This is a genomic window from Streptomyces sp. NPDC001156 (assembly GCF_053598275.1).
In genome coordinates, this window is sequence record NZ_JBSFJX010000031.1 from 62,360 (window position 1) to 76,104 (window position 13,745).

The following is a 13,745-nucleotide window of genomic DNA, read 5'->3' on the forward strand; positions in this document are numbered from 1 at the left end:
TGGAAGCACAAAGGAGGTACCGACATGCCTGCAGTGACCGTCGAGAACCCGCTGACCCTGCCCCGTGTGGTCACGCCCGCCGACGCGGTGTCCCGTCCCGTGCTCGGTGTCACGACCGCGCCCAGCGGCTTCGAGGGCGAGGGTTTCCCGGTTCGCCGGGCGTTCGCCGGAATCCACTACCGCCACCTCGACCCGTTCATCATGATGGACCAGATGGGCGAGGTGGAGTACGCGCCCGGCGAGCCCAAGGGCACGCCGTGGCACCCCCACCGCGGCTTCGAAACCGTCACGTACATCATCGACGGCATCTTCGACCACCAGGACTCCCAAGGCGGTGGCGGCACCATCACCAACGGTGACACCCAGTGGATGACAGCCGGCTCCGGCCTCCTGCACATCGAAGCCCCGCCGGAGTCGCTCGTCGTGTCCGGCGGCCTGTTCCACGGCATCCAGCTCTGGGTCAACCTGCCCGCCAAGGACAAGATGATGGCCCCGCGCTACCAGGACATCCGTGGCGGCCAGGTCCAGTTGCTGACGACTCCCGACGGCGGCGCCCTCCTGCGCGTCATCGCCGGTGAGCTGGACGGTCACCAGGGCCCCGGCACCACACACACGCCGATCAGCCTGATCCACGCGACCGTGGCGCCCGGCGCCGAGGTCACGCTGCCCTGGCGCGAGGACTTCAACGGCCTCGCGTACGTCTTGGCCGGACGCGGCAGCGTGGGCACCGAGCGGCGGCCGATCCACGTCGGGCAGACCGCCGTGTTCGGCGCGGGTTCCTCGATCACCGTCCGCGCGGACGAGAAGCAGGACTCCAACACGCCGGACCTCGAGGTCCTCCTGCTGGGCGGACAGCCGATCCGTGAGCCGATGGCGCACTACGGGCCGTTCGTGATGAACACCCGTGAGGAGCTCCAGCAGGCGTTCGAGGACTTCCAGAAGGGGCGCCTCGGCACGATCCCGGCGGTGCACGGGATGGACGAGAAGGGGCCGCAGGGCGCCTGACCTCTCCTGCCTCCACCGGCCCTGACGTCGCGTCACCCGGGCGGGCCGTCCGCACAGGACAGCCCGCCCGTGCGCGTGGTCGGCTGGTGGGGTGCACCTTCTCCCCGAGCCCGTACGCCGGCTGGCCGCCTGGTGCGCCGTCCTTCTGCTGGTCGCCGGGGTCGGCTGGGTCGTGATCAGGCTGTGCGGGGAGTTCCGTACGGCTGTCGTGCCCGTGCTGCTCGCGCTGCTCGGGACCGCGCTCCTCGGGCCGCTGCACCGGCAGCTCGTGCGGGTCGGCGTGCACCGGTCCCTGGCCGCCGTGATCACCTGCGTCGCGGTGGTGGCCGTGGTCGGCGGCGCGGTCTACATCGTCGTCACCGCGCTCATCGACACCGGCGGCCAGATCGTCGCCTCGCTCAAACGGGCCGGGAAGTCGGTCGCGCAGTACTTCGGAGCCGCGGGGACCTCGCTGGACGACCTGGCCTCCCACTCCAAGGAACTGCTGACCAAGTTCGGCGGGACCGCCGCCTCCAACGTCCTCAGTGGGGTCAGCGTGGTCGGCGAGGCCATCGCCATGGCCGTCCTCGCCCTGCTGCTCGTCTTCTTCTTCCTGCGCGACGGCCACCGGGCCGCCGGACTGCTGCGCTCGCTGACCCCGCGGGACGCCGGCGACACCGTCGAGGCGATGGCGCGGCGCGCCTACGAGGCGGTCGAGGGGTTCATGCGCGGGACCACGCTCATCGCACTCATCGACGCCTTCTGCATCACCGTGGGGCTGCTGATCCTCCAAGTGCCCGGCGCGATCGGGCTGGGCGCGCTCGTCTTCGTCGGTGCGTACGTCCCGTATCTCGGCGCCTTTCTGTCCGGCGCCGTGGCGATCCTGGTCGCCCTCGCCGACCGCGGGTTCGTCATCGCACTGTGGGCGCTCGGTGTGGTCATCGCCGTGCAGATGCTGGAGGGACATGTGCTCCAGCCGGCGATCCAGAGCCGGACGGTGCAGATGCACCCTGCGGCGGTACTGCTGGCGATCACCGCGGGGGCCTCGGTCGCGGGGATCCTGGGGATGCTGCTCGCGGTGCCGCTGACGGCGGCGGCCTTCGGCGTGGCGCACGAGCTGCGGTCGCGGTACGGGCACGAGGAGACGGCCGCCATGCCGCCGGAACCGGAGGATGGGGAGGAACGGCCGCCGGCGACTTGACGCGAATGGGGTGCCTGGCGGCGGCGTGGCCCGGGGCCTCGGCGCCTGCCGAGAGCTGCGCGCCCCGGGGAGCGGCGGCCGGGCACGGGATTCCCCGGCTAGCGGAGACCCGGGGCCGCCGGCCTACCGCTGGGCCGCCGGGCTGCGGCGCCGACGGCCGGGTTGCTGAGCCGAGCCAGGTCGGGTGCCGCGCTGCTGGGCCGAGCGCAGGGCCCGGCGCCGGCCGCCGGGTTGTGAACGGAGCGCGGGGCGTGCGGCCGCTGGGTCGTCGGGCCCAGGGGCTGACCGCCGAGTTGTCGAGCCGGGGGCAGGGCCGCGAGTGCAGGGCCGCGCGAGCGCAGGGTCGCTGAGCTATCGCCGGGCCGCTGGGCCAGGGGCCGACCGCCAGGTTGCCGTGCCCGTCAGGCTGCTGGGCCGGGCGCCGACCGCCGGGCTGCTGAGCCGATCGCCGGGTCGCCGCGCCCGTTGGGTCGCTGGGCCAGGGCCGACTCGCCGTGCCGCTGGGCCAGGGGCCGACCGCCAGGTTGCCGTGCCCGTCAGGCTGCTGGGCCGGGCGCCGACCGCCGGGCTGCTGAGCCGACGGCCGTGCCGCTGGGCCAGGGCCGACCGCCAGGTCGCCGGGCCCACCAGGCGTCCGGGCCGGGCGCCGGCCCTCGGGTCGCTGAGCCGAGCGTCGGGCCGCCGCCCCCAGCCCAGCCCCGCGCCCAAACCCCCGTCAGCGCACCCCGCCCGTCACCGCATCCGCGCCCCCGTCGCCGCCGCCTAGACCTTGCCGTCGTCCTTCGCCGGTTCCTCGTGCAGTTCGAACCAGATGCTCTTGCCTTCGCCCCGGGGATCCACCCCCCACGCGTCGGCGAGCAGTCCGACCAGGACCAGGCCGCGGCCGGAGGAGGCGAGCTCGCCGGGGCGGCGTTTGTGGGGAAGGTCGTCGCTGGCGTCCGTGACCTCGACGCGGACCCGGCGTCCGCTGCCGCCGTCCAGGCCGTCCCCGTCCTGGAAGACCTCGGCGACGAAGAGCGCGTCCGTGTCGGTGTGCACGAGGACGTTCGTCAGCACCTCGGAGACCAGGAGCACCGCCGAGTCCACCTGGTCCTCGGAGGACCAGTCGTGCAGCAGGTCGCGCAGCTGGTGCCGGGCGCTCGCGATCCGCTCCGGTTCTGCCTGCGCGATCGTCAGCATCATGCGGCGCACGGGCTGCCGTATCTCCGTGGCCGGTTCGCAGCCGCACCCCTCGGCGATCCGGCACAGCAGCACCACGGCTATGTCGTCCTCGCGCCGATCGGTCAGCGGCCCGGTGGCGTGGTGGGAGGAGGGCCCGTGCACGGCCTGGACCAGCGCGTCGGCCAGCCCCTCCATGTCGCCTTCGTGCTCCTCGAGGATCCGCCGGATCCTCCGCCAGCCGGTGTCCAGGTCGTGCCCGCCGGTCTCGATCAGCCCGTCCGTGCAGAGCAGCAGGGTCTCCCCGGGTTCCAGGGCGAGCCGGGTGGTCGGGTAGTCCGCGTCCGGGTCGATACCGAGTGGCAGTCCGCCCGCTGTCGGCCGCATCAGCACGGTCCCGTCGGCCATGCGGATCGCCGGGTCGGGATGGCCGGCGCGGGCGATCTCCAGCGTGCCCGTCGCGGGATCCACCTCGACGTACAGGCAGGTCGCGAAGCGCAGGTCGGCGCCGTCCTCGCCGTGGGTCATCCCATGCAGGAAGCGCGAGGCGCGGGAGAGGACGGCGTCCGGACGATGGCCCTCGGCGGCATAGGCCCGCAGCGCTATCCGCAGCTGGCCCATGAGGCCAGCGGCGCGTACGTCGTGGCCCTGGACGTCGCCGATGGTGAGCGCGAACCGGCCCCCGGAGTTCGTCCCGGAGGTGCCCCCGGGCAACTGGATCAGGTCGTACCAGTCGCCGCCCACCTGGAGCCCGCCGCCGGTCGGCACATAGCGCGCGGCCACCGTCATGCCGGGTATCCGAGGGCCCAGCGAGGGCAGCATCGAACGCTGCAGCCCGTCCGTGAGCTCCCGCTCCGTCTCGGCGGCGCCCGCGCGGAACAGTGCCTGGGCGAGCATGCGGGCGACCGTGGTGAGCACCGAGCGCTCGTCGGGCGTGAAGGTGACCGGATGCTTGAACGCCGCCATCCAGGCGCCCATCGTCCGCCCCGCCACGGTCAGCGGCAGGAACGCCCACGACTGGCGTCCGAAGTGCGCGGCGAGCGGCCAGGAGACGGGGTAGCGGGCCTTGTACTCCTCGGGTGAGGACAGATAGACGGCACGGCCGGTACGGACGACCTCGGCGGCCGGGTAGTCCGTGTCCAGCAGCATCTGTGTGAAGGGACCCTCGGCCCCCGGCTTGTGCCCGTGGTGCCCGACGACGGTCAGCCGGTCCCCCTCGACCCCGAACACCGCGAGCCCGTCCGGGGAGAAACCGGGCATGGCCAGCCCCGCCGCGACCCGCAGCACCTCCTCCGTCGACCGCGCCTCGGCCAGGGCGCGCCCCGCGTCCAGCAGGAACGCCTCGCGCGAGCGGCGCCAGTCGCCGGTGATGGGGGAATGCACGGCGCTCAGGGAGGGATCCGTGACCTCCTGGAGGGTGCCCACCAGTTCGTACGCACCCGTGTGCGCGTCGATCGAGGGCTTCGAGCGGCTGCGGACGGTGCGCACCACGCGTCCGTGCGCGTCCATGATCCGCATCCGCATCTCGGCGATGGTGCCCTCGGCCAGCGCGAGCTGGACGATTCCGTCGACCTCGTTCCAGTCGACGGGGTGGAAACGGGCACGGATACCGGCCTCGGTGAGGACCGCCGGCTCGGCGGGCAGCCCGACCAGCCGCGCGGCCTCCGCGTCCAGAGTGACGAGCCCCCCGGCGGCGTCGTAGCGCCATAGACCGGTCGCGAGAGCGGCCAGGACATCCCCCACGGCGGGCAGGGGCTCACCAGTGCGCATTGCCCCACTGTAAGAAGCGGGGATCGATGGATGCCACCGAACGGGGGAAAAGGGGATCTTGAAATGATTCGTGGTGATCTCCGACAGGTTCCGTGCTCTCAAACTGGTTCGACGTGGTTCTGTGCGTCCGGACGCATCCGCGCCCCCGATCAGGGCGCGCCCGTAATCAAGGGGAGGCGATCTTGAGGCGGCCGGTACCCTTGAAAGGTCCCGGGCCGTGCCTGCCCGGAGGCGCCGGGGCGAGCGGCCCCGGGAAAGTCCCCGATCCGCGAAGACTGGATGAACGATGCATCGGTACAGGTCCCACACCTGCGGCGAGCTCCGCGCTTCTGACGTCGGCAGCGACGTCCGGCTGAGCGGCTGGCTGCACAATCGGCGCGACCTGGGCGGCATCCTCTTCATCGATCTGCGCGACCACTACGGCATCACGCAGCTCGTCGCCCGCCCGGGCACGCCCGCGTACGAGGCGCTCGACAAGCTCTCCAAGGAGACGGTCGTCCGCGCCGACGGCAAGGTCGTCTCCCGCGGCACGGAGAACGTGAACCCGGACCTGCCGACCGGCGAGATCGAGATCGAGGTCGGCGAGGTGGAGGTGCTGGGTGAGGCCGCCCCGCTGCCCTTCACGATCAACACCGAGGACGGTGTGAACGAGGAGCGGCGCCTGGAGTACCGCTTCCTGGACCTGCGCCGCGAGCGCATGCACCGCAACATCATGCTGCGCACCGCGGTCATCTCCGCCATGCGCCAGAAGATGTCGGCGATGGGCTTCAACGAGATGGCGACACCGATCCTCAGCGCCACCTCCCCCGAGGGCGCCCGCGACTACGTGGTCCCCTCGCGTGTGCACCCGGGCCGGTTCTATGCGCTGCCGCAGGCCCCGCAGCAGTTCAAGCAGCTGCTGATGATCTCCGGCTTCGACCGCTACTTCCAGATCGCGCCCTGCTTCCGCGACGAGGACGCCCGCGCGGACCGCTCGCCGGGCGAGTTCTACCAGCTCGACGTCGAGATGAGCTTCGTCGAGCAGGAAGACGTCTTCCAGCCGATCGAGAAGCTCATGACGGAGCTCTTCGAGGAGTTCGGCGGCGGGCGTCACGTCACCTCGCCCTTCCCCCGGATCCCGTTCCGCGAGGCGATGCTGAAGTACGGCTCCGACAAGCCGGACCTGCGCGCCAAGCTGGAGCTGGTGGACATCACCGATGTCTTCGAGGGCTCCGAGTTCAAGGCCTTCGCGGGGCAGCACGTGCGCGCGCTGCCGGTGCCGGACGTCTCCGCACAGCCGCGGAAGTTCTTCGACCAGCTCGGTGAGTACGCGGTCTCGCTGGGCGCCAAGGGCTTGGCCTGGGTACGCGTCGCCGAGGACGGCTCGCTGACCGGCCCGATCGCGAAGTTCCTGACCGAGGGGAACGTCGCGGAGCTGACGAAGCGGCTGTCCCTGGCCCCCGGCCACGCGGTGTTCTTCGGTGCCGGCGACTTCGACGAGGTCTCGAAGATCATGGGCGCGGTGCGGGTGGAAGCCGCCAAGCGTGCCGGCCACTTCGAGGAGGGCGTCTTCCGCTTCTGCTGGATCGTCGACTTCCCGATGTACGAGAAGGACGAGGAGACCGGCGCGATCGACTTCTCGCACAACCCGTTCTCGATGCCGCAGGGCGGCCTCGAGGCGCTTCAGACGCAGGACCCGCTCGACATCCTGGGCTGGCAGTACGACATCGTCTGCAACGGCGTCGAGCTGTCCTCCGGCGCGATCCGGAACCACGAGCCGGACATCATGCTCAAGGCCTTCGAGATCGCGGGCTACGACCGGGAGACCGTCGAGGAGAAGTTCGCGGGCATGCTCCGCGCCTTCCGCTTCGGCGCCCCGCCGCACGGCGGCATCGCCCCCGGCGTCGACCGCATCGTGATGCTGCTGGCCGACGAGCCGAACATCCGCGAGACGATCTCCTTCCCGCTCAACGGCAACGCCCAGGACCTGATGATGGGCGCGCCGACGGAGCTGGACGAGCCGCGGCTGCGCGAGCTGCACCTCTCCATCCGCAAGCCGCAGCCGAAGTAAGGCGCGACACGAGAGCGGGCCCGGAACCCCCGAGAAGGGGTTGCGGGCCCGTCCGTCTTTCCCACGGGCATCGCCCGCGGGAAACGGCGTCAGGACAGGGCCTTGTACCCGCCCCAACCGGTCGCGATCTTCACCTGCGCGGCGGACGACCGGTTTACTCACCGGGGATCTCGGAAATGCCGCGGGGCCCCGGGAACGCATGGTTCCCGGGGCCCCACGGAGCGGCCGAGGTGCTTACGCCGTCTCGCCGCCGAAGCGCTCCTTGTAGTTCTCCAGGTCCTCTTCCGTGAGCTTGGCGAAGAGGACCGGCGGGACGGTGAAGGGCGTGCCGGGGGCGACGGTGGCGAGGGACTTGGCCTCCTCCTGCGTGACCCAGGTCGCCGTGTCGTCCTTCAGGTCGAAAGCGCCGCGCATGGCCGCGGACGACGTCGGGATGAACGGCTCCGAGACCACCGCGTACAGGTGGATCAGGTTCATCGCCGTGCGCAAGGTGAGGGCCGCGCCCTCCTTGTTCGTCTTGATCTCCAGCCAGGGGGCCTTCTCCTCCAGGTAGGAGTTGCCGGCCGACCACAGGGCGCGCAGCGAGGCCGCCGCCTTGCGGAACTGGATGGCCTCCATGTGCTCCTCGTACTCCGCGAGGAGGCGCCCGATCTCCTCGCCGAGCTTAGCCTCGGCCTCGCCCGGCTCACCGCCCTCCGGGACCGCGTCGCCGAAGCGCTTGCGGGAGAAGGACAGCACCCGGTTGACGAAGTTGCCGAGCGTGTCCGCCAGGTCCTTGTTCACCGTGGCCGTGAAGTGCTCCCAGGTGAAGGAGGAGTCGTCGGACTCCGGCGCGTTCGCCATCATGAAGTAGCGCCAGTAGTCGGCGGGGAGGATCTCCAGCGCGTCATGGGTGAAGACGCCGCGCTTCTGCGAGGTGGAGAACTTGCCGCCGTAGTAGTTGAGCCAGTTGAAGGCCTTGATGACGTCGACCTTCTTCCACGGCGAGCGGGTGCCCAGCAGGGTCGCCGGGAACATCACGCTGTGGAAGGGCACATTGTCCTTGCCCATGAACTGCGTGTAGTGGACGTCCGCGTCCGACTCCCACCACCACGAGCGCCAGTCCCGGTTCTCCGGGTCCTGGTCCGCCCACTCCTTTGTGGCGCCGATGTACTCGATCGGGGCGTCGAACCACACGTAGAAGACCTTGCCCTCGAGGGCCAGGTCCGGCCAGGTGTCGGCCGGTACCGGCACGCCCCAGTCCAGGTCACGGGTGATCGCACGGTCGTGCAGGCCCTCGGTGAGCCACTTGCGGGCGATCGAGGAGGCCAGGATCGGCCAGTTGTCGGCGCGCTCGTCGACCCACGCCTCGACCTCTCCGGCCAGTGCGGACTGGAGGAGGAAGAGGTGCTTGGTCTCGCGGACCTCCAGGTCGCTGCTGCCGCTGATCGCCGACCGCGGGTCGATCAGGTCCGTGGGGTCGAGGACGCGCGTGCAGTTCTCGCACTGGTCGCCGCGGGCCTTGTCGTAGCCGCAGTGCGGGCAGGTGCCGATGATGTACCGGTCGGGCAGGAAGCGGCCGTCGGTGTTCGAGTACACCTGGCGGATGGCCCGCTCCTCGATGAACCCGTTCGCCTTCAGCTCGCGGGCGATCTCCTGGGTGATGTCCCGGTTCTGCGTGGAAGAGCTGCGGCCGAAGTAGTCGAAGGCCAGGTTGAAGCCGTCGTACACGGCCTTCTGCGCGTCATGGGCCTGGGCGCAGAACTCGTCGACCGGCAGGCCCAGCTCCTTCGCCGCCAGCTCGGCGGGGGTGCCGTGCTCGTCCGTGGCGCAGATGTAGAGCACGTCGTGGCCGCGCTGGCGCAGATACCGGGAGTACACGTCCGCCGGGAGCATGGACCCCACCATGTTGCCCAGGTGCTTGATCCCGTTGATGTACGGAAGGGCGCTGGTGATGAGGTGTCGAGCCATCGCGGGCTGCTCCCAAGTTGTTGCGTGGAGTGACGGGCGTCGGCTTTTCGGGCCGTCTGCGTCGTCTGCGAACCTTGAAATCGTAGCCGAAACAGGCGGGCCGCCCGCTTCCCGTTTTATGACGTGGGAAGGGGCGGCCGGATGCCGTTGCGCCGATCGGGCGGATCTTCGGGCCTACCTTACGGCCGCCAGGCCGCCAATACGCCCTCGTAGACCTCCGTATCCGTGAGCTCGCGGGGGGTCTCGCCGGCCAGGAAGTGGGCGGTGTTGTCCGTCTTGAGCTTGCGGAGGTAGTCGAAGGCCTTGTTCTCCGGGTCGCCGAAGGCGATGAAGGAGAAGAAGAGGCCGGGGTGGCTCTTCGCGGCGTTCGTGAGGGACTGGGTGGCGGGGGTCTTGGCGTCCGGGGCGCCGTCCGTCTGGAAGATCACCAGGCCCGGCAGAGCGGGGTCCGAGGACTTCTCGTGCTGGGCGATCACCGCTTCCACGGCCGCGTGGTAGCTCGTGCGGCCCATGCGGCCGAGGCCCGCGTGCAGGTCGTCGATGCGGTTCTCGTGGTCGGCGAGGGTGATTTCGCCGGTGCCGTCCAGTTCCGTGGAGAAGAAGACGACGTGCACCGTCGCCTCGGAGTCCAGGTGGGCGGCGAGGGCGAGGGCCTGCTCGCCGAGGGCCTGTGCGGAACCGTCCTTGTAGTACGGGCGCATGGAGGCCGACCGGTCGAGCACGAGGTAGACCTTGGCGCGGGTGCCGTTGAGGTCGAACTTCTCGAGGGAGGTCGCCGCGGCCTTGTAGGCGGTGGCCAGGCCGGGGGCGAGGGAGGTGAGCCCGTCGAGGGTCAGCGCGGGCAGGGCAGCCTGCGGCTCGGCCGCTTCGACCTGCGGCTCGGGCGTCTCGGCCTGCTCCTCGGGTGCTTCAGCCTGGGGCTCGGCTGCTTCGGCCTGGGGCTCGGCTTCGGCCTGCGGTTCGGCCGTCTCGGCTTCGCCTTCGGCGGTGTCGTCCTCGTTCTGGGCTTCCTCGCTGTCGGCGGCCACGGGCTCGGCCACCTCGGCCACGGACTCGGAAGCGGGGGCCGCCTCCGGCTCTGGTTCGGCCTCGGGAGTCGCTTCCGGCTCCGGTTCGGCCTCGGGGGTCGCTTCGGCGGCGGGCTCGGGCTCGGGGGTGGCTTCGGGCTCCGGCTCTGCCGTGACCTCGGCCACGGGCTCGGGTTCGGGGGTCGCTTCCGGCTCCGGTTCGGCCTCGGGGGTGGCTGCGGCGGCGGGCTCGGGCTCGGGGGTCGGCTCGGGCTGCGCCTCTGCTGCGGCCTCTTCGGCCGGTTCCGGCTCCGGTGCGACTTCCGCGGCAGGCTCCGGCGCCGTCTCGGCCTCCGGTCCTTCCGTCACCTCGGCGGCCTCGGCCTCCGGCTCCGCCGTCGCCTGCTCGGCGTCGGCCGCGACCGTCTCCTCGGCCTCCGGCTCCGCCGCAACTTCAGCCTCGGCAGGCTCGGCTTGGGCAACCTCAGCCTCCGCGTCGGGCGTCGCCGTGGGCTCGGCCTCTCCCTCGGCGGGCGTCTCCGCTTCGGCCTCGGCCTGAACCAGCTCCTCAGCCTCGACCGTCGCCGCAGCCTCGGTCGGCGTCTCCGCCTCTGCCTCGGCCGGCGTCTCGGTCTGAACCGGCTCCTCGGCCTCGACCTCGGCCGCAGCCGCAGTCTCCGCGTCGGGCGTCGCCGTAGGCTCGGCCTCCGCCTCAGCGGGCGTCTCCGCCGCGGCCGGCGTCTCCGCCGTCGCCTCAGCCTCCGCCTGCACCAGCGTCTCCGCCGGCGTGGAAGCCTCCTGCAGCGCGGAAGCCCCCGCGGGTACCGTAGCCGCCGCCGGCGCCGAGGCCTCCGGCTCCTCCGTCGGAGTCGCCTGCCTCGGGACCGTCACGTTGTCGAACGCGGCCGAGACCAGTTCGTGTTCGTCCACCCAGTCCGATGACTGCTGGGCCGGGATCCCGGGTGTCGCGGCCGGCGCGGTGGACTCCGTGGCGGACGGTTCCGGCTGCGTCGCCGGTGCCGAAACCGCCGGTTCCGTGGGCGTCGCCGTCTCCCGCGAGGGCTCCTCCTCGGCGGAGCGACCCTTACGTGAGCGGCCGAACGCGTTCCGCAGGAGAGTGAGAATGCCCATGTGCGCAACCCTTCGCATGAGGTTGATGCCCGTCAATCCCTGGCCAGGACGGACACGTAAGGTTAGCGGTCACAGGCGGCGATCTTGGGCAGGGTCCGGCCATCGGAAGCGCCCGGTGTCAACGGCGCGATCCCGCCATCACCTGCCATCCGGCCAGGCGGTCTGACCGCCGTGCCCCCCGCGCGGACCGCGCCTCGCTTGCCGCTGCTCCAACCCCCGTACGGCTCCCACTGATTCACCCATCGTTCATCAGTCCGCCTGAATCTCGCACATCTACCCCCCTAAGGTCACGCCCACACCAAGAGATCGTATGGGGAGAGTAAAGTGCGCAAAATACTGCCGCTGATCGGAACGCCGTCCGGCTCGCACCCCGGCGGCCGGTCCGCCCTGACCTGCCGTTTCCGGTGTGGTGACGCCTGTTTCCACGAGGTGCCCAACACCACCTCCAACGAGTACGTCGGCGACGTCATCGCCGGAGCCCTCAGCCGCCGTTCCGCCCTGCGTGCCGCCGCCGTCGTCACGGTCGCCACCGCCGCGGGAACGGCTGCCGCCGCCAAGGCTCCGCAGGCCTCGGCCGCCACCGACGCCCAGGGCACCGCCGCGAGCACCGCCGGCGGCGCCCGCGGTCTGAGGTTCGCCTCCGTCGCCCCCAACACCACCGACGCCGTGGTCGTGCCGGAGGGCTACCGGCAGAACGTGGTCATCCGCTGGGGCGACCCGATCCTCCGCGGTGCCCCCGCCTTCGACCCGGAGAACCAGACCGCCGCCGCCCAGGCCGGCCAGTTCGGGTACAACAACGACTTCCTCGCCCTCCTGCCCCTCCCGGGCGAGTGCGACCGTCAGCTCCTCGTGGCGAACCACGAGTACACCGACGAAGTGATCATGTTCCGCGGGTACGACCCGGCGAACCCCACCCGGCAGCAGGTGGAGGTGGCCTGGGCCGCCCACGGGCTCGCCGCCGTGGTCGTCGAGGAGGACAGGAAGACGGGCCGCCTCACTGCGGTGCCCCGCCACCACCTCAACCGCCGTGTCACCGCCACCAGCCAGTTCCGTCTCACCGGCCCCGCCGCCGGGTCGGACCTCCTGAAGACCTCCGCCGACCCGACCGGCCGCACGGTCCTCGGCACGCTCAACAACTGCTCCGGCGGCACCACCCCGTGGGGGACCACCCTGCACGGCGAGGAGAACTTCAACCAGTACTTCGCCAACGGGTCCAGCGCCACGGACAAGCGGTACGGCATCGGCACCTCCGCCACCGAGCGCAAGTGGGAGCGGTTCGACAAGCGCTTCGACCTGGCCCAGGAGCCCAACGAGGTCAACCGCTTCGGGTACGTCGTCGAGTTCGACCCGTACGACCCGACGTCCACGCCCCGCAAGCGCACCGCGCTCGGCCGCTTCAAGCACGAGGCCGCGACCGTGCGGCTGACCGAGGACGGGCGGCCCGTCGTCTACTCCGGTGACGACGAGCGGTTCGACTACTTCTACAAGTTCGTCAGCAGCAAGCGGATGAGGCATGGGAACTCGCGGTCCGCGCGCGAGTACAACCTCACGCTTCTCGATGAGGGGACGCTCTACGTCGCCAAGCTGACCGGCGACTCCCCGGCCTCCGACATCGACGGCAGCGGCAAGCTTCCGGGCGACGGGGAGTTCGACGGTTCCGGCACCTGGGTCCCGCTCGCCACCGCCACCGCCGACGGCGCCGTGTCCCACGTCGAGGGCATGAGCGCGGACGAGGTCTTCGTGTTCACCCGGCTCGCGGGGGACAAGGCCGGTGCCACCAAGATGGACCGGCCCGAGGACATCCAGCCGTCCCCGCACACCGGCAAGGTGTACGTCGTCCTCACCAACAACACCAACCGCGGCAAGACCGGCTCGCCGGCCGCCGACGAGGCCAACCCGCGCAACGGCAACAAGCACGGGCACATCCTGGAGCTGACCGAGGGCCGCAACCGGCCCGAGAGCACCGTGTTCGCCTGGTCGGTCTTCCTCGTCGCCGGTGACCCCGCCGACTCCTCCACTTACTTCGCCGGCTTCCCGAAGGACCGGGTCAGCCCGATCTCCTGCCCGGACAACGTGGCCTTCGACCCGCACGGCAACCTGTGGATCTCCACCGACGGCAACCAGCTCAGCTCCCACGACGGGCTCTTCGGCGTCGCCGTGCGCGGCGAGCGGCGCGGTGAGCTCAAGCAGTTCCTGACCGTGCCGAACGGCGCCGAGACCTGCGGTCCGATCGTTCAGGACCGGCGCGTGATCGTGGCCGTGCAGCACCCGGGCGAGATCGACGGCGCGAGCGTCGAGAAGCCGGCCAGCACCTGGCCCGACGGACCTGGGAAGATCGTCCGCCCCGCCGTCGTGGCGGTGTGGCGCGCGGACGGCCGTGACGTAGGGGTCTGACCGTCCCTAGTCAGTGAGCAGGAGTGAGTCTTGTACCCAATCCTGGTCAACTGGCGCATCCCGAACGGTGGTGGATGCACTGGTCTCCCGCGTTCGCGCC

General features: G+C 71.1%; 7 protein-coding genes. 4 read left to right on the forward strand and 3 right to left on the reverse strand.

The window, feature by feature from the left end:
- The first annotated feature begins 24 nt into the window (after positions 1 to 24).
- The gene (locus ACWDA7_RS17880) at positions 25 to 1,005 is read left to right on the forward strand and encodes a pirin family protein (RefSeq protein WP_450605229.1); all 981 of its coding nucleotides are present in this window, start codon (positions 25 to 27) and stop codon (positions 1,003 to 1,005) included.
- 91 nt (positions 1,006 to 1,096) lie between these two features.
- Entirely contained in the window at positions 1,097 to 2,185 is a 1,089-nt protein-coding gene (locus ACWDA7_RS17885; RefSeq protein WP_450605230.1) for an AI-2E family transporter, read from the forward strand.
- A gap of 762 nt (positions 2,186 to 2,947) precedes the next feature.
- On the opposite strand, the gene ACWDA7_RS17890 is transcribed toward ACWDA7_RS17885, so the two are convergent.
- Positions 2,948 to 5,113 carry a SpoIIE family protein phosphatase gene (locus tag ACWDA7_RS17890; protein WP_450605231.1) on the reverse strand — a complete coding sequence of 722 codons (2,166 nt, stop codon included), beginning with the start codon at positions 5,111 to 5,113 and terminating at the stop codon, positions 2,948 to 2,950.
- 286 nt (positions 5,114 to 5,399) lie between these two features.
- Here ACWDA7_RS17890 and aspS point away from each other — a divergent pair, with 286 nt between their 5' ends.
- The gene (gene aspS, locus ACWDA7_RS17895) at positions 5,400 to 7,163 is read left to right on the forward strand and encodes an aspartate--tRNA ligase (RefSeq protein WP_450605232.1); all 1,764 of its coding nucleotides are present in this window, start codon (positions 5,400 to 5,402) and stop codon (positions 7,161 to 7,163) included.
- Positions 7,164 to 7,397: 234 nt separating this feature from the next.
- Here the strand turns inward: aspS and metG are convergent, their stop codons facing one another.
- Both metG and ACWDA7_RS17905 read right to left on the reverse strand, forming a co-directional pair.
- The gene (gene metG / locus ACWDA7_RS17900; RefSeq protein ID WP_450605233.1) at positions 7,398 to 9,113 is read right to left on the reverse strand and encodes a methionine--tRNA ligase; all 1,716 of its coding nucleotides are present in this window, start codon (positions 9,111 to 9,113) and stop codon (positions 7,398 to 7,400) included.
- A 179-nt stretch (positions 9,114 to 9,292) separates the two neighbouring features.
- The gene (locus tag ACWDA7_RS17905; protein WP_450605234.1) at positions 9,293 to 11,251 is read right to left on the reverse strand and encodes a VWA domain-containing protein; all 1,959 of its coding nucleotides are present in this window, start codon (positions 11,249 to 11,251) and stop codon (positions 9,293 to 9,295) included.
- A gap of 324 nt (positions 11,252 to 11,575) precedes the next feature.
- Between ACWDA7_RS17905 and ACWDA7_RS17910 the strand changes: the two genes are divergently transcribed.
- Positions 11,576 to 13,645 (forward strand): PhoX family protein, encoded by a 2,070-nt coding sequence (locus ACWDA7_RS17910; protein WP_450605235.1) that lies wholly within the window; start codon positions 11,576 to 11,578, stop codon positions 13,643 to 13,645.
- Positions 13,646 to 13,745: the final 100 nt, after the last annotated feature.